Source organism: Serratia sp. HRI, assembly GCF_010119335.3.
Classification (GTDB): Bacteria; Pseudomonadota; Gammaproteobacteria; order Enterobacterales; family Enterobacteriaceae; genus Serratia; species Serratia nevei.
Genome location: NZ_CP083690.1, coordinates 1,837,134 through 1,855,009 on the forward strand (window position 1 = coordinate 1,837,134; position 17,876 = coordinate 1,855,009).

Annotated in this window: 12 protein-coding genes and 1 pseudogene; 4 read left to right on the plus strand and 9 right to left on the minus strand. The window is 54.7% G+C overall.

The features are described 5' to 3' along the window. Positions 1–47 precede the first annotated feature (47 nt). The 4 genes from GF111_RS09030 (at position 48) to GF111_RS09045 (ending at position 6,484) form a co-directional block, all read left to right on the plus strand. Complete coding sequence (locus tag GF111_RS09030; protein WP_047728917.1) at positions 48–1,388, plus strand: aromatic acid/H+ symport family MFS transporter; 1,341 nt, start codon at positions 48–50, stop codon at positions 1,386–1,388. 375 nt (positions 1,389–1,763) lie between these two features. Beyond that, complete coding sequence (gene hutU / locus GF111_RS09035; protein ID WP_055316078.1) at positions 1,764–3,455, plus strand: urocanate hydratase; 1,692 nt, start codon at positions 1,764–1,766, stop codon at positions 3,453–3,455. Then, positions 3,452–4,987 (plus strand): histidine ammonia-lyase, encoded by a 1,536-nt coding sequence (hutH, locus tag GF111_RS09040; protein ID WP_094460537.1) that lies wholly within the window; start codon positions 3,452–3,454, stop codon positions 4,985–4,987. Before hutU ends, hutH begins: the two co-directional genes overlap by 4 nt. Positions 4,988–5,089: 102 nt before the next feature. Beyond that, a complete protein-coding gene (locus tag GF111_RS09045; protein ID WP_038873550.1) occupies positions 5,090–6,484 on the plus strand; it encodes an amino acid permease in 1,395 nt (464 codons plus the stop codon). Positions 6,485–6,486: 2 nt separating this feature from the next. Here GF111_RS09045 and GF111_RS09050 read toward each other — a convergent pair. From GF111_RS09050 to xyeA, 9 genes and pseudogenes are all read right to left on the minus strand, one after another. Then, positions 6,487–7,114 (minus strand): annotated as a pseudogene (locus GF111_RS09050) (hypothetical protein); the annotation flags it as partial. Positions 7,115–7,510: 396 nt separating this feature from the next. Next, the gene (locus GF111_RS09055) at positions 7,511–8,491 is read right to left on the minus strand and encodes an acyltransferase (protein ID WP_071845307.1); all 981 of its coding nucleotides are present in this window, start codon (positions 8,489–8,491) and stop codon (positions 7,511–7,513) included. Positions 8,492–8,744: 253 nt separating this feature from the next. Further along, a complete protein-coding gene (gene eno, locus GF111_RS09060; RefSeq protein ID WP_038873548.1) occupies positions 8,745–10,040 on the minus strand; it encodes a phosphopyruvate hydratase in 1,296 nt (431 codons plus the stop codon). A gap of 81 nt (positions 10,041–10,121) precedes the next feature. Further along, complete coding sequence (pyrG, locus tag GF111_RS09065; RefSeq protein WP_004932674.1) at positions 10,122–11,759, minus strand: glutamine hydrolyzing CTP synthase; 1,638 nt, start codon at positions 11,757–11,759, stop codon at positions 10,122–10,124. A 303-nt stretch (positions 11,760–12,062) separates the two neighbouring features. Continuing rightward, positions 12,063–14,186 carry a peptidase domain-containing ABC transporter gene (locus tag GF111_RS09070; RefSeq protein ID WP_047728923.1) on the minus strand — a complete coding sequence of 708 codons (2,124 nt, stop codon included), beginning with the start codon at positions 14,184–14,186 and terminating at the stop codon, positions 12,063–12,065. Between the two features lie 3 nt (positions 14,187–14,189). Then, entirely contained in the window at positions 14,190–15,407 is a 1,218-nt protein-coding gene (locus tag GF111_RS09075) for an HlyD family secretion protein (protein ID WP_080490739.1), read from the minus strand. Between the two features lie 4 nt (positions 15,408–15,411). Then, positions 15,412–16,275 carry a hypothetical protein gene (locus GF111_RS09080; protein WP_047728928.1) on the minus strand — a complete coding sequence of 288 codons (864 nt, stop codon included), beginning with the start codon at positions 16,273–16,275 and terminating at the stop codon, positions 15,412–15,414. After that, complete coding sequence (gene xyeB / locus GF111_RS09085; protein ID WP_080490738.1) at positions 16,272–17,450, minus strand: cyclophane-forming radical SAM/SPASM peptide maturase XyeB; 1,179 nt, start codon at positions 17,448–17,450, stop codon at positions 16,272–16,274. Before xyeB ends, GF111_RS09080 begins: the two co-directional genes overlap by 4 nt. A 65-nt stretch (positions 17,451–17,515) precedes the next feature. After that, complete coding sequence (xyeA, locus tag GF111_RS09090; RefSeq protein WP_071845309.1) at positions 17,516–17,671, minus strand: XyeA family cyclophane-containing RiPP triceptide; 156 nt, start codon at positions 17,669–17,671, stop codon at positions 17,516–17,518. Between the last annotated feature and the right edge of the window lie 205 nt (positions 17,672–17,876).

Here is a 17,876-nt window from a genome sequence, read left to right on the forward strand (position 1 = left end):
CGGCCACGCTCCATCCATCACGACTACATCTGCGTTTAGAGGGTGCCATGACTCATTCCACCAGCGAGTTGAACATTCAGCAGGCCATCGACGACAGCAAGTTTTCGCTGTTTCACTGGACCCTGATCATTCTCGGATTCCTGATCCTCGCCATCGACGGTTTCGATACCGCCGCCATGGGCTATATCGCCCCCTCGCTCGCCAAAGACTGGGGCATCGTCAAACAGGATCTGGGGCCGGTGCTGAGCGCCGCGCTGCTGGGGCTGTCGCTCGGCGCGCTGATCGCCGGGCCAATCTCCGATCGCATTGGCCGCAAGCGCGTGCTGGTGTTTTCCTGCCTGTTCTTCGGCCTGTCGAGCCTGGCCACCGCCTACGCCGGCTCGCTCAATAGCCTGACGCTGTGGCGTTTCCTCACCGGCCTCGGGCTGGGAGCGGCGATGCCCAACGCCATCACGCTGATCTCCGAATACGCGCCGCAGCGCTGCCGTTCGCTGGCGATCAACACCATGTACTGCGGCTTTCCGCTGGGCGCGGCCGGCGGCGGTGCCATTTCATCGTGGCTGATCCCGAGCTACGGCTGGCACAGCGTGCTGTTGCTCGGCGCCATTGCGCCGCTGGCGTTGACGGTCTTGCTGATCCTGCTGCTGCCGGAATCGGTCAAATATATGGTCAACCGCGGGCAAGATGCGGCGAAGATCAAGCGCATCGCGCAACGCTTCGTCAGCCAGAGCCTTGACGGCGTGACGCGTTTTTATCTATACGAAGAGAAGCTGACGCAGGCCAAGACCAGCGTCGGCCTGCTGTTCAGCCGCCCTTACCTGCTCGGCACGCTGATGCTGTGGGTGACCTACTTCATGGGGCTGGTGATCTACTACGTGTTGCTGAGCTGGATGCCAATCCTGATGCAGGGGCTGGGCTATCAGCTAGAACAGTCGGCGATGCTCACCTCGCTGTTCACCTTTGGCGGCACGCTCGGCATCCTGGTAGCCGGCTGGCTGATGGATCGCTGGAATGCGCACAAGGTCGTCTCGAGTGGCTTTGTCGTCACCGCCCTGCTGATCGTGGCGATGGCGACCGAAGACAAGCAGATCGTGCTGCTGGGCGCCTTCATCTTCCTGATGGGCGTCACCATGAACGGTGCGCAGTCCGGGCTGCAAACGCTGGCGGCCACCTTCTACCCCACCCACAGCCGCGCCACCGGCATCGCCTGGATGCAGGGCATCGGCCGCTTCGGCGGCGTCGCCGGCACCATGATGGGCGCCCAACTGCTGGCGATGCAATGGGAAGTGCAGAGCATCCTGATGTTCCTGTGCGTACCGGCGCTGATCGCCGCCATCGCCACGGTATGCAAGATGAGCCGCAAGCCGATGCTGCAACCGGCCGCCTGAGCCTGGCAAGCCCGCCCACGGCGGGCTTTCTTCCCGCGGTGATAGGGCTTGTTTATCCTCCGTCGCCAACTGTAATCAGTCTGTAAAAATATTGTGACTAGCCGCCCAAAAATGAGTCATTTTTAATTCATTTTTGCCGAACAGCTCACTTTTCTCCGGCTTTTCGTACCTGAGTCCGGCGATAAAAAACCGCATATCAACCTGATATAAAAAGAAAATAACTTTTTCTTATGCCACTTTTCAACGGCAACTGGTCAGTGTTGCATATGCTTGTACATACAAGTATATGTTAATAAGCCCTACGCATTGTTATGCCGTGGTACTCATCCCCACCGCGGCATGGAATCTGCACCGATACTGTTTGAGGAAACTGCTGTGACTACAAATAACAAAGTTCGCAATGTCGATGTACGCGCGCCACGCGGCACACAATTAAACGCAAAAAGCTGGCTGACCGAAGCGCCGTTACGCATGCTGATGAACAACCTCGATCCTGAAGTTGCGGAGAACCCACACGAGCTGGTGGTGTACGGCGGCATCGGCCGCGCCGCACGCGACTGGGATTGCTACGACAAGATCGTCGAAACCCTGAAAACGCTGGAAGAAGACGAAACCCTGCTGGTGCAGTCCGGCAAGCCGGTCGGCGTCTTCAAAACCCACAGCAACGCCCCGCGCGTGCTGATCGCCAACTCCAACCTGGTGCCGCACTGGGCGACCTGGGAACACTTCAACGAACTGGACGCCAAAGGCCTGGCCATGTATGGCCAGATGACCGCCGGCAGCTGGATCTACATCGGCAGCCAGGGCATCGTTCAGGGCACCTATGAGACCTTCGTCGAAGCGGGCCGCCAGCATTACGCCGGCAGCCTGCAGGGCCGCTGGGTACTGACCGCCGGCCTGGGCGGCATGGGCGGCGCGCAGCCGCTGGCCGCGACGCTGGCGGGCGCCTGCTCGCTGAACATCGAATGTCAGCAGAGCCGCATCGATTTCCGCCTGAAAACCCGCTACGTCGATGAGCAGGCCAAAGATCTGGACGACGCGCTGGCTCGCATCAAAAAATACACCTCAGAAGGCAAAGCCATCTCCATCGCCCTGTGCGGCAACGCGGCGGAAATCCTGCCTGAGCTGGTTCGCCGCGGCGTGCGCCCGGACATGGTCACCGATCAGACCAGCGCCCACGATCCGCTGAACGGCTACCTGCCGAAGGGCTGGAGCTGGGAAGAGTATCGCCAGCGCGCCCAGACCGAGCCGGCTAAAGTGGTCGCCGCCGCCAAACAGTCGATGGCCGATCACGTCAAAGCCATGCTGGCGTTCCAGCAGATGGGCGTGCCGACCTTCGACTACGGCAACAACATTCGCCAGATGGCAAAAGAAACCGGCGTCGACAACGCCTTCGACTTCCCGGGCTTCGTGCCGGCCTACATCCGTCCGCTGTTCTGCCGCGGTATCGGGCCGTTCCGCTGGGCGGCGCTGTCCGGCGATCCGCAGGACATCTACAAAACCGACGCCATGGTGAAAGAGCTGATCCCGGATGACGAACACCTGCACCGCTGGCTGGACATGGCGCGCGAGCGCATCAGCTTCCAGGGCCTGCCGGCGCGCATCTGCTGGGTTGGCCTCGGCCAGCGCGCCAAGCTGGGCCTGGCGTTCAACGAGATGGTGCGCCGCGGCGAACTGTCCGCCCCGATCGTCATCGGTCGCGACCACTTGGATTCCGGCTCCGTTTCCAGCCCGAACCGTGAAACCGAAGCGATGAAAGACGGTTCCGATGCGGTTTCCGACTGGCCGTTGCTGAACGCCCTGCTGAACACCGCCAGCGGCGCCACCTGGGTTTCCCTGCACCACGGCGGCGGCGTCGGCATGGGCTTCTCCCAACACTCCGGCATGGTGATCGTCTGCGACGGCACCGACGAGGCCGCCGAGCGCATCGCTCGCGTCCTGCACAATGACCCGGCTACCGGGGTCATGCGTCACGCCGACGCCGGTTACGATATCGCTATCGACTGCGCCCGTGAGCAAGGCCTGAACCTGCCGATGGTTGCCGCGACCCAAGGAGAAAAAGCATGAAAGCGCTGACTATTCGCCCTGGCAAACTGACGCTGGCCCAGCTACGCGACGTCTATCAACACCCGGTGTCGCTGACGCTGGACGACAACGCCTACGCCCCAATCCAGCAGAGCGTGGCCTGCGTGGAACGCATCGTTGAAGAAAACCGCACCACTTACGGCATCAACACCGGATTTGGCCTGCTGGCTTCGACGCGCATCGCCCGCGACGATCTGGAAAACCTGCAGCGTTCGATCGTGCTGTCACACGCCGCCGGCGTGGGCGAGCCGACCGACGATAACCTGGTGCGCCTGATCATGGTGCTGAAGATCAACAGCCTGTCGCGCGGCTTCTCCGGCATTCGTCTGGAAGTCATTCAGGCGCTGATCGCGCTGGTCAACGCCGAAGTTTATCCACATATTCCGCTGAAAGGCTCCGTCGGCGCCTCCGGCGACCTGGCACCGCTGGCGCACATGAGCCTGGTACTTCTGGGCGAAGGCCAGGCGCGCCATCAGGGCCAATGGCTGCCGGCGACCGAAGCGCTGGCTAAAGCCGGCCTGAAACCGCTGACGCTGGCGGCAAAAGAGGGCCTGGCGCTGCTGAACGGCACCCAGGTCTCCGCCGCCTTCGCGCTGCGCGGCCTGTTCGACGCGGAAGACCTGTTCGCCGCCGCGACCGTGGCGGGCAGCCTGACGGTGGAAGCGGCGCTGGGCTCCCGCAGCCCGTTCGATGCGCGTATCCATGAGGTGCGCGGCCAGCGCGGCCAGATCGACGCCGCCCTCGCCTATCGCCACCTGCTCGGCGCGCGCAGCGAAGTCTCCGACTCGCACCGCAACTGTGAAAAAGTGCAGGATCCTTACTCCCTGCGCTGCCAGCCACAGGTAATGGGCGCCTGCCTGACGCAGATCCGCCAGGCCGCCGAGGTGCTGGAAATTGAAGCCAACGCCGTCTCCGATAACCCGCTGGTGTTCGCCGAACAGGGTGACGTGCTGTCCGGCGGCAACTTCCACGCCGAACCGGTAGCGATGGCCGCCGATAACCTGGCGCTGGCGTTTGCCGAAATCGGTTCGCTGTCCGAACGCCGCATCTCGCTGATGATGGACAAGCACATGTCGCAGCTGCCACCGTTCCTGGTGGAGAACGGCGGCGTGAACTCCGGCTTCATGATCGCCCAGGTGACCGCCGCAGCGCTGGCCAGCGAAAACAAAGCGTTGGCGCACCCGTCGAGCGTCGACAGCATTCCGACCTCCGCCAACCAGGAAGACCACGTTTCCATGGCGCCGGCCGCCGGTCGTCGCCTGTGGAGCATGGCGGACAACGTGCGCGGCATTCTGGCGGTCGAATGGCTGGCTGCCTGCCAGGGCCTGGATTTCCGCAACGGCCTGAAGACCTCGGAAGGTCTGGAGCAGGCACGCCGTCTGCTGCGCGAGCATGTCAGTTTCTACGACAAGGATCGTTTCTTCGCCCCCGACATTGAAGCCGCCAGCCAACTCTTGGCGGCCGGTCACCTGACATCGCTGCTGCCTGCGGCGCTGCTGCCTAGCCAGGCATAATCATCACACACTGAATCACGCAGTTTGTTCTGCCCCGCCGGGTGCGTTCCACCCGGCGCGGGCAGCGCGTGCCTGTTCGGCAAACACTTAACGGGAAGCAACATGCGTAACGAAACGACACAACTCAGACGCGGACTAAACGCGCGGCACATCCGTTTCATGGCTCTCGGCTCGGCGATCGGCACCGGCCTGTTCTACGGCTCCGCCGGCGCCATCCAGCTGGCCGGCCCGGCCGTGCTGCTGGCCTACCTGGTGGGCGGCGCGGCGGTGTTCATGGTGATGCGCGCGCTGGGTGAAATGGCGGTGCACCAGCCGGTTTCCGGCTCGTTCGGCCACTACGCCAGCCACTATCTCGGCCCGCTGGCCGGGTTCCTCACCGGTTGGACCTACACCTTCGAAATGGTGATCGTCGCCCTGGCGGACGTCACCGCCTTCGGCATTTATATGGGGCTGTGGTTCCCGGAGGTCGCCCAGTGGGTCTGGGTACTCAGCATCATTCTGTTTATCGGCGCGCTCAACCTGTGCAGCGTCAAGGTGTTCGGTGAGCTGGAGTTCTGGCTGTCGCTGGTCAAAGTCGCCGCCATCGTGGCGATGATCGTCGGCGGCGCGGCGGTGATGCTGTTCGGCTTCGGCCAAACCCAGCACGCCACCGGTATCAGTAACCTGTGGCAGCACGGCGGCTTTATGCCTAACGGCATCGGCGGCGTGGTCGCGTCATTGGCGGTGGTGATGTTCGCCTTCGGCGGCATTGAGATCATCGGTATTACCGCCAGCGAGGCAAAAGACCCCGCCAAAGTGCTGCCGAAAGCGATCAACGCCGTGCCGGTGCGCATCCTGCTGTTTTACGTGCTGACGCTGACGGTGCTGATGGCGATCTATCCGTGGAACAGCATCGGCCAGAACGGCAGCCCGTTCGTGGAGATCTTCAGCAACCTCGGCATCAGCTCCGCCGCCAACGTGCTGAACGTGGTGGTGATCACCGCCGCTATCTCGGCCATTAACAGCGACATCTTCGGTGCCGGCCGCATGATGTACGGCATGGCGCAGGACGGCCAGGCGCCGCGCAGCTTCACCAAACTGACCGCCGGCGGCGTGCCGTGGATGACGGTGCTGGTGATGTCGATCGCCCTGCTGCTGGCGGTGGTGCTCAACTACCTGATCCCGGAGAAAGTCTTCATGATCATCGCCTCGATCGCCACCTTCGCCACCGTCTGGGTGTGGCTGATGATCCTGCTGTCGCAGATCGTCATGCGCCGCACGCTGTCGCCGGAGGAAACCCGTCAGCTGAGCTTCCCGGTGCCGTGGTGGCCGGTGGCGCCGGCATTGGCGACCGCCTTTATGGCATTTGTCATCGGCCTGCTCGGCTACTTCGAAGAGAGCCGCATCGCGCTGTACGTCGGGCTGGTGTGGATCGCTTTACTCACCGTGGCTTACTGGCTGTGGGTGCGCAAGAAAGGCGGCGGCTCGCCGGTGAGCGCGGCAACGCAGCAGATGTAACGCTCGCTTCTGATAAAACCCGCTGCGGCGGGTTTTTTATTGTGCCAACGCCCGCCCAATATCCCCCTGCAGATCCACGGTGTCGCCGATCGCATATATACCCTGCTGGCCGTAAACCTGCAGCGTTTGGCGATCGGCCGGTAGTCACCCCTCGCCGTTTTGAATATCGCCCAGATCGGTGTTGCGCACCGCGCTGCCGCAGCTAATCGTCCAGTATCAATGTGGTTTCAATCGGCGCGATGCCGCACTGGTGGGGTGCATTAGGCGTTTCAGGGAAGGAAACGGTGATAAAGATACGTCCTTTTTCTATGGTCGCCAGTTTATGCGCCAACCGCCTGGCGGCCTGATACTGATAGAACTGATCGCTCGCCAGCACCGCCCCTTCGATCCGTTTCGGCCAGTGCACGTAGTCTGTGGCAAACACCAGGAAGTCATTAGAATAATGCTTGCCGCTTTGTGTCATTATATATTACTTTTTTAAATTGAAAGACTCCGACTTATCAATAATAACGGTATTTCAGGCCGCAAAACACTCCGCCGTGAGCACGTGAGCTCCTGCTTGAAAAAGCTAGTGAACGCCACATACATAAAAGTCGGTTTGTAATAATGCAGTGGTGAATACGATACCATTAACGACTTAACTTTATTATTAATAATTTCTCGGTGCAAATTTGCGACCAATACATTGGCCAGTATAATACCACTAGTTCCGTCGCCGGCAATGACGACTAGCTGTCGCCCCCCACCTAGCAGGAAACGGGAAACCTCAAAGCACAACTATAATTAAATAGTTCAGCGTAACGTCAGGTAACAACACTATTAACAGTCTGTAAACCAAAAAAAAATCAGCAAAATAGATATAAAAAATAATTTTCATTATAAAAAAGTTTAATTCACAGACAAAAAAGGAAAGAAAACAACCGCTGATAAGTATCCCCTCGTGACTGCCTGATTCAAGTGGAACAAAAATGTCCTAAAAAAGAAACCCACCACTTAAGTTACAAGGTGGGTTATCCAGCTATATACTTAACCTACTGAGGGAGCGGCATGTTTAATGGCGGTTAATTTACGCGTAATTATCCTCTCGACAAACTCGTAGAACAGCACTGAGAAAAACACACTCGCAACCAACGTGCTGATGTTAAACAAGATAGGGTCGTTCATAAACTCGGTATGCTTATAGAGTATTCCTGCGGCGGCAATAATAAAAAGATGAGCCAAATAAATAGAGTAAGACGCATCACCCAAATAAGAGAGCGGCCTAACCATACTTGCATTCCTTTTTATTTTATCTTCAAGCATAACGAAGACATTGAACAATACGGTAGAATACAAACCATAAGTGAGGACACCATCATGAGTGCCATAAAAATAACCGACCAACGCGGCAATCGATGACAAGACAACCAGCGTTAACGACTTTCCTTTCGTGTAGAAAAGGAATGATAATATCCCGAGCAAAAACTCTCCCATGTAATGGGTGAGGAAAAATCCAATATAGTAATTTTCATAAGAAAATTTAGAACAAGCCCAAATACCCCCAAGTAATACTGAAACAGTCACATATCTATTTGGTGTCAAAAGTGATAGCGAAAAAATGATATAGAAAATGAACTCATATCGCAATGTCCAAGCCACTTCTAGCAGCATTGATTTTCCTTCAACAGGAAACAACAGATATGAGTTTATAACCCCGGGAGGAGCCATAGTGCTATTTACAGATGATGGGCTTATAATAAAAACGGCAAGTGCTACTGAAGTTAGAACCCAGTATATTGGGATAATCCGAACAAACCTTTTTTTCATAAAGGAAATAAAATTAACTGATTTCCCATGAGTGATATAGGCCATAATGAAACCGGAAATAATGAAGAACAAGTCTACGTCATATTTTCCAACTTCAAAATAATTCCCATTTGTTATAGCGAGAAAGTCAGACTTTCTGCCAACATGGTACAGCACCACTGCTAACGCGGCTATCGCTCGCAAAAGTTGAATTGAAACCACTTATACTCCAGTCTGTACGAAGACAGCAACATAAAATATGGCCCCGACTCTATACCAGCAGTATTGTAAAAGAAAGTTCAAGTTGAACCAGTACAGGGGGAATTTCCATTTTTCAGATAAGCTCTAATCCGTTTGCAACGAATAGATACGTCTAATGCATGTTTTTTGATTGTCAATGTCAAACATCCGGCATCGTAAGCCATAAAAAAACCCGCCGCAGCGGGTTTTTATTCAGCAACCGAATCGGTCGAACTTACTGGCCTTTAACTTCTTTCAGGCCGTTGAACGGCGCACGGTCACCCAGCGCTTCTTCGATACGGATCAGTTGGTTGTATTTGGCAACGCGGTCAGAACGGCTCATGGAACCGGTTTTGATCTGGCCAGCCGCAGTCCCTACCGCCAGGTCGGCGATGGTCGCGTCTTCGGTTTCACCGGAACGGTGAGAGATCACCGCGGTGTAGCCAGCGTCTTTCGCCATCTTGATAGCAGCCAGCGTTTCGGTCAGAGAACCGATCTGGTTGAATTTGATCAGGATGGAGTTAGCGATGCCTTTCTCGATGCCTTCTTTCAGGATCTTGGTGTTGGTAACGAACAGATCGTCGCCCACCAGCTGGATTTTGTCGCCCAGAACTTTGGTCTGGTAAGCGAAGCCCGCCCAGTCGGATTCATCCAGGCCGTCTTCGATAGACACGATTGGGTACTGTTTGGTCAGGTCTTCCAAGAAGTGAGTGAACTCTTCGGAAGTGAAGGCTTTGTTGCCTTCGCCGGCCAGCACGTATTTACCGTCTTTGTAGAATTCGGAAGCCGCACAGTCCATCGCCAGAGTCACGTCTTTGCCCAGCTCGTAGCCCGCCGCTTTTACCGCTTCAGCGATAACCGCCAGCGCTTCGGCGTTGGAACCCAGGTTTGGCGCATAGCCGCCTTCGTCGCCCACGGCGGTGTTCATGCCTTTGGCTTTCAGGACTTTCGCCAGGTGGTGGAATACTTCAGAACCGATGCGCACCGCTTCTTTCAGGGTTTTCGCGCCAACCGGCTGAATCATGAATTCCTGAATGTCGACGTTGTTGTCAGCGTGCTCGCCGCCGTTGATGATGTTCATCATCGGCAGTGGCATGGAGAATTTGCCTGGGGTGCCGTTCAGTTCAGCGATGTGCTCGTACAGCGGCATGCCTTTAGAGGCTGCGGCCGCTTTCGCTGCTGCCAGGGAAACCGCCAGAATGGCGTTGGCGCCGAAGTTGGATTTGTTCTCGGTGCCGTCCAGATCGATCATGATCTTGTCGATGTTCGCCTGGTCTTTGGCATCTTTACCCAGTACTGCCTGAGCAATCGGACCGTTTACTGCAGCAACGGCTTTCAGTACGCCTTTACCCAGGAAACGAGACTTGTCACCGTCACGCAGTTCCAGCGCTTCGCGGGAACCGGTAGAAGCACCTGACGGCGCAGCAGCCAGGCCTACGAAACCGCCTTCCAGATGAACTTCGGCTTCAACAGTCGGGTTACCGCGGGAGTCGATGATTTCACGACCGATGACTTTAACGATTTTGGACATTAGGTTTTCCTCAGTACAAGTTAAACTAAAACTCCAGACAAACAGCGCGCGGTTCTCACCGCGCGCCGCCTACCAAATATTTTATTTTACCTGGCGCTTCTGATGCTCGCCTGCGGCTTTCACGAAGCCGGCGAACAGCGGATGCCCATCACGCGGCGTAGACGTAAATTCCGGGTGGAACTGACAGGCTACAAACCACGGGTGATTCGGCAGTTCAATGATCTCAACCAGCTTGTTGTCGGCGGAACGACCGGCGACACGCAGCCCTGCGGCTTCGATCTGCTTCAACAGCATGTTGTTAACTTCGTAACGGTGACGGTGACGCTCGACAATGGTCGGTTCGCCGTACAGCTGACGCACCAGGCTGTTGTCGCTCAGGTTGCACTGTTGGCCACCTACGCGCATCGTGCCGCCCAAATCGCTTTCTTCGCTGCGCACTTCGACGTTGCCGTCTTCGTCGCGCCATTCGGTGATCAACGCCACCACCGGGTACTTACAGTCTGGCATAAACTCGGTGGAGTTGGCGTTTTCCATGCCCGCCACGTTGCGAGCGAACTCCATCAACGCCACCTGCATGCCCAGGCAAATGCCCAGGTAAGGAATGTTGTTCTCGCGCGCATAGCGTGCGGTCATCACTTTGCCTTCCACGCCGCGGTAGCCGAAGCCGCCCGGGATCAGGATCGCATCCAGCCCTTTCAGCACTTCCACGCCGCGGGTTTCCACGTCCTGCGAGTCGATCAGCTTGATGTTCACGGTCAGACGGTTTTTCAGCCCGCCGTGCTTCAGCGCTTCGATCACCGACTTGTAGGCGTCCGGCAGCTCAACGTATTTGCCGACCATACCGATGGTCACTTCGCCGCCCGGATTGGCTTCTTCGTAGATCACCTGTTCCCATTCGGCCAGGTTGGCTTCCGGTGCGTTCAAGCTGAATCGTTTACAAATATAATCGTCCAGCCCCTGAGATTTCAATAGGCCTGGGATTTTATAAATAGAATCAACATCTTTCAGAGAGATAACCGCTTTTTCCGGCACGTTGCAGAAAAGCGCGATTTTAGCGCGTTCGTTAGCAGGAACCGCGCGATCGGAACGGCAAATCAGCACATCCGGCTGAATACCGATGGAAAGCAGTTCTTTTACGGAATGCTGGGTTGGCTTGGTTTTCACTTCGCCGGCTGCCGCCATGTACGGCACCAGCGTCAGGTGCATGTACAGGGTGTGCTCACGGCCCACTTCTACCGCCATCTGACGGATGGCTTCGAGGAACGGCAGCGATTCGATATCGCCGACGGTGCCGCCGATTTCCACCAGCACCACATCGTGGCCTTCGCCACCTTCGATGATGCGCTCTTTGATCGCGTTGGTGATGTGCGGAATGACCTGCACGGTCGCACCCAGATAGTCGCCGCGGCGTTCTTTACGCAGCACGTCGGAGTAGATGCGGCCAGTGGTGAAGTTGTTGCGACGCGACATTTTGGTGCGGATGAAGCGCTCGTAGTGACCCAAATCCAAATCGGTTTCTGCGCCGTCTTCGGTGACGAAAACTTCCCCATGCTGAATCGGGCTCATGGTGCCCGGATCCACGTTGATGTACGGGTCCAGTTTCATGATGGTAACGTTGAGGCCACGGGCTTCAAGAATAGCCGCCAGAGAGGCTGCGGCAATGCCTTTACCCAGAGAGGATACGACCCCGCCGGTCACAAAAATATAATTAGTTGTCATGCTGAACCTGAGAGTTTAGGTTTAAAGACGATGGAAGAACCAGGACGGGAAAGTAGTATACCCGAACCTCTCCTGACCTACAAACGATCGTTTTGCTGTCCATCATCTCGGCCGCCCTCCCGTGTTCATCAGGGTTTACTCCGCCGGCGCCGCATAAACCCTTCAGGTAAAACAAAGAGTTAGCGGAGAAATTTTCTTTTTACCGCCCCTCTCGAGCGATAAAACGCCTTAGATTTCAATTTGTTGGCCTTTTGCTGCCGACGGCAGCCCTGCGCCTGTGACCTGATCGTAAGATTAACCGATTCAGCTTATGTGAACCTTGTCGGCGATCAACATTGTAGCGCCCCCCCGATTTTCCTGCTTCACCCAGGCATTCAGATGAAGATTAAAGACCCGATCCGCTGACTTGATCATTTCTGGGCGATGAGCAACAAAAATGCGGGTTATCGGCAATTGCCCGATGGCGCGAGTGATCTTTTTCTCGTTATCGATATCAAGATCGCTGGTTGCCTCATCAAGCAGCAGCACACGAGGTTGCCGGTATAGCGCTCTGGCGATAGAAATACGCTGGCGTTGCCCGCCAGAAAGCGTGCTACCAATATCACCGATCATCGACTCATATCCCTGTGGAAATGCGCTGATTTCTTCGTCAATCGCGGCATGATTGGCGCATTCAGCCATGCGTTCCACATCGGGGGACGCGGTAAAACCGGTAATATTCTGCTGTATGGTTCCAGCCAAGAGTTTGTCGTCCTGCATGACAAAAGCGACATGTTCACGAATGTCTCGTTTGCCCATGCCAGACATCCCCACGTTGTTAATGAAAACATCCCCTTCGGTAGATTCGTACAACCCCGCCAGCACATGGAGGAATGTTGACTTACCACACCCGGACGGCCCGACGATCGCGACGTTTTCCCCTGGCATGATCTCAAGATTGATCCCCTCGAAGATGTTGCGTTCGGTCTGGGAATGGCGGAACGCTAAGTTGCGGATCACGATATGCCCATTCAGCTGTGGCGACACTTGTTCTCCCTCATCCCGTTCCACGGGTGAAACAGCCACGTCAGTCAAACGCTGACTGTGCATGGATACCAGGCAAAAATCAGAAACCGCATTGACTAACTTCACCGTGCGGGTAATCACCATATCGGCATACAGCATCACGGCCAGCAAGGCGCCAGTCGTAATGCCTTTATCAAATCCGATGGCCCCGACGCTAAGCACGAAAATCCCGGAAAATCCCACCAGCAGCACGGCCGCCGTGTTGGTCAGCAGATCGAGTTTAAACAGCTGGTTCCCCGCATGCGTGCTGTTGACCACATGGTTGACCCATTCGCGCCGACGAACCGGCGTCAGGTTCAACATTTTGATCGCGCCGATCGCTCTGACGGTTTCAAGGAAGTGGGAGGATTGCACCGCTTCGAAGGCGATATGTTCAATTTTACGATTGCGGTAGGTCGAGAACAGGCCCGCCTTCAAGGCGGCATAGGCGCAGGCGGCGATCAGGGGGCCGATGGCCAGCACAGGTGAATAGGTAAAAATGATCGCCATTGAAATGACAATCACAATCGCATCCAAGAGAGAGGCAACCATATCGGCCGTAAACGCTTCCTGAATGGCGGTCAACGACTGGAAGCGCGACGCGATATCGCCGGTGTGCCGCTTCTCAAAAAATGACAGCGTAAGTTTGATAAGCCGGTTAAAGAACATTTCAGCCCATTTCACGCCGAGCGTATAGCGCAGATTCATCAAAATCCAGGCACGCACCACCGAAAAGGCGGACTTAATCAGCAATGCGGAAATGACCACGATACCGACAAAAAATATTCCTTCGCGGTCTGATGAACGCACTAACGTATCGATAGTAAATTGTGACGCGGCGGGTACCGCAATGGAGAGCAGTTCCACCAAGACCGAAAGCATCAGAACGCCGGTAAAAATGCGTCTTAAGCCCCGTACGCCACGAAAAAGATCGGATACGGTGACATTCATTTCCAGCGCTTTCTTATCGAAGGTCTCCGCAGGCCATGCTTCCACCAAAACGCCGGTAAATTTATCCGACAGTTCACGCAATGAAATGCTGCGGCGACCAATGGCAGGATCCAGGATCACCGCGCCCCGACGCGTCACTTTCACCAGCACCACGAAATGATTGAATGACCAGTGAAGAATCGCAGGGCGGCTGAGAGAACGCAGTTCATCCAGCTCTACGCGCGAAGCACGAGCCGTCATCCCCACACGTTCAAACGCCGTAATGAGATCTCGCAGCGTCATCCCGTGGCTGCCGATCCCGTGAAGGGTACGCGCCGAAGCAAGATCGATGCGTTTGCCGAAATAACCGGCCATCATGGCCAAACAGGCCAACCCACACTCATTCGTTTCCGACTGTAGAATCAGCGGTGTTTTTTGCCAGGAAAAAAGCATGTGTCAACTCTCAGCCGTCATGCGGTTAATACTTTGTTTTAATGGTAAGAAGAGCCATTCCCAGATGCGCCGATGCGTCGTCAATATGTCGGCCTCAACGTCCACTCCCGCAGGCAGCGCTCGCGTTCCGACATCGGGCGCGATCAGCACGCGAAAACGTCGATTATTTCCCGTCAGCGCCTCAGGACTCTCGCTGACGGCGGCAACCGTGCCGGACACTTTCCCAAACCACTCCCACGGCAAGGATGCGACGCGCATGAAAACATGCTGACCCGCTTTCACCTCCTGCAGCGCAGAGGGCGGGATCCACATTTCAACGAACGGACGTGCATTTTCCGGCACCACCACTGCGGCAACTGCGCCGGCGGTCACTCTCTGTCCTTCCAAAATGCTCATTGAAGCGACGACGCCATCAAGCGGAGCCACAACCCGAGACTCCACGACCGCAGAGGCATTAATCACCTGCTGTTGCAGCGTGACCTTCTGCTGTTGAATGTCAGTAATAGACTGTTTTTCTTGCGATTCAGAGCGAGCCAGCTCATCCTCGAATTGCAGCAGCTCTCCTTTCACCCGCGCGATATTGATTCGATGCGTGTTCAGCTGTGCAATAGAATTATGATATTCGTTCTCCCGCTCAATTTTCTCTTGTACGGTCGTAATACCTTTCAGTAACAGCTGTTGATAAAGCGCCATCCGCTTCTTCAAACCGACGATGTGCTCCGATTCGGCTTCGGCCGCAGCTTGAATCGCCACCATTTCCCGTTCTTTGGCGCTGACTTTCTCACGTAAACGCAAGCGCTCTTCTTCTCCCTCTTTACGCCGCTCTCCCGCGCGCTTTTGCAACTCGGTAAGCTGGCGCTGCGCCGCATCTTGCAATGCCTGATTCATGCCTCCCCCGACATAGGCGACATCGCGTGAAAACGTCGCGATGACATCCCCTTTCTTAACCCTTTCCCCTTGGTGCACTTCGATGCGGCCGATAATCCCGTCATGGTTAAACACCGCCTCAGCAGCGGAAGGCGTATAGATGACTCGCCCGGTCACGGGGACTCTTTTGGCATAAGTGGTGAATAACAGAAGGGTAGCCAACAGCAAAACGCCGACGGCGCTCCATAACGCGATGGGCAACACTGATGGCGCCGAAACGGTAAAATCGCCCAGCCAGGCATTTTTTTTATGCTGCAACGCCTCCTGGCGGAAAAACGAGTTTTCTTTGTCCATCACGCTAACGGCTGATATAGAGCAGGCGTTCAGGCATATCGATGATCACCTGATGTCCCCGCATAAACTTCATCCCCAAAAGACCGTCAAAATCCAGTTCCGGGGGCGTGGCACCAGAGGCAACGACGGCCTGGTCATCACGAGCCTTACCTTCGCGATCCGTAAAAGCGATTTTTGTCACCCGGCAATCCAGATTCGACGCTTCCGGCTCAATGTCGCGGCACCCAGAGAAAAGGAGGCCCGGCGGCAAACGGTCTGAAAACAGCAGAGAATGGCTGGCCGCAGTATCGACAATCAAATGCAAAGGCATACCGCCTGCGGAGGCGGTAACGCGCAATCCCGATGCGGTTGGTTCGATGGGGTACGATGACCATTTCTTTATGTCAGATGGCAAGTCGGCCAATATTTTTAACCGATCGTTTTTAAAATCCATCAGCACTCTGCGTTCTCGAAAAAGCCCCAACCCCATCACTTCATTCATAGGGACATCACCGCCGATGCTTAATCCCCATGGTTTAAAACTTACCGCTTCAACATTATCGAAAGGAATATTGGAAATAAGTAATCGATTAATCTTCCATGAGGAAACTTTATTTTCACCCCCTGAAACATCCATCAACCGGCGAGGGGCTTGTTCGGTCGCCTGCAGGCCAGGATTAGCCACTAAGTTGTCAAGATCGTGTTTATAAAGATGCATCCCCTCCCCGCTGCCGGTATCCAACATTAAGGTATGAAGACGATTATCGATCCGGACATCAATTAACGGCAGTCCACGTTCATCATACCGCAACCGCCCAAAATCAGCGGGAAGACTCGCCATGCTGATGCCGGAAAACAAGAACGCCAATAAGGATAGCCGCTTGATCATGAGTTAACCTCTAAGTTTTTCATGATTATATCCTCTGCCACGCCCGATTCAATCAAATGCGAAGCCGCACGGCTCATGATCTTTCTTACCGACGGACAAAAAACGGTTTCACGGTTAAAATCATCGGCTGTAGAATAACGCTGAATATGACGCCCTCCGCCACAAACTTTTTGCCAGACACAGTCACCGCAAACGGTAGGAAGCTGACTATTCACAGCCATATACTTTGTCATCTGCCATGAGGCGAGAGTGTCTGACAGTATTAAATGTTGAATATTACCAATAGGCGTAAATATAGGGTCATTGGTTGCTCTCAGCGTATCATCCACATACAGTTCACCATCGGAACTCACCGTGAAAGCGAGAGTATCGTTCCCGGCTTTGCTTACTCCCATTACCGGATTGAATTCTGAACTCAACATGGATTGGATGTGCGTATGGAAGTAGCGCACATACACCTCTTTATCCGCGTCCAAAAAGAACTCGTCCAGCGCCGAGCAATAAAAATCCGCCAGTCCGTCCGGATCCGTGCAGGTGTCATGGCTTTCATCCGGAATGAGGAAATCAAATTTTTTGCATTTCAGTACATCGACAAAATGACGATAGATTTCAGCGCCTTTTACCGAAGGATTGGCGACGCACAGGATGCCGGGTTCATCGATCAATCGACCCGCTTTCCAGGCAACCTGCAGCATCTCCAGCCCTTTTACCGTACCTTCGTAGGTGCTGCGTCCCTTTCTATCCAGGCGGTGCCTGTCATTAATGTGCTTGGGGCCATCAATAGAAATCCCCACGCTGATATTATATTTCGAGAAAATATCAATCCACTCATTATCAATAAGGATAGCGTTTGTCTGACAGGCAAGGTTGAGCCTGGCGCCATTATAGTCACCTGAGATAAGCTCTTTGCAGGCATTGTCAAAACGCTCTTTCCCCATCATTAACGGTTCGCCGCCATGAAAGTCAACCTGAACCGTTTCTATTTTATACTCCTGGCAGGCCCGCTCGAAAAAACCTCTCAAATCTTCAATGATTTTATGAGAAATAATTGGTTTTGAATTTATTGCCAAATCATTGCCCAGGTTGAATACATAGCAATACGTGCAGTTAATATTGCATCGTTCACTAACCTTTAAAATTATTTCAAGATGCTTTATTTTTTTCTTATTCGTCATTGCCCGCACCACTGTTCAACAAAGGAGAAAATGCAGGGCGGTCTCCCACCCTGCACCAAGGTCAATTAGAAGCTTTTGGACCAACGCGCAAAGGCGTTGACCCAACCGCCAGAAACGCTATCCAGCATAGATTGAGCCAGTGCTTTTCGTGCGTCTTTTTTATCAGCTGCAACGGTGACGGCTGCTTTATTCATGTTAATTTCTTTGGCTAATTTAGACATCACATAATCCTTTTCGTATTGCACACCGGAATTGATGTGCGCAATTACCTTTACTTAAACATTGTTAAAGATAAAGAAGAAAAGGCCAAAAGTGTTACGCAGGATAAGTTTTTTGTTACTGATTTGATAATTTAAAGACTATTTCCAAAAGTTGAGCTATACATCTAATCCAATATTAAACCGAAAAATAGAAACGTGTCAGAAT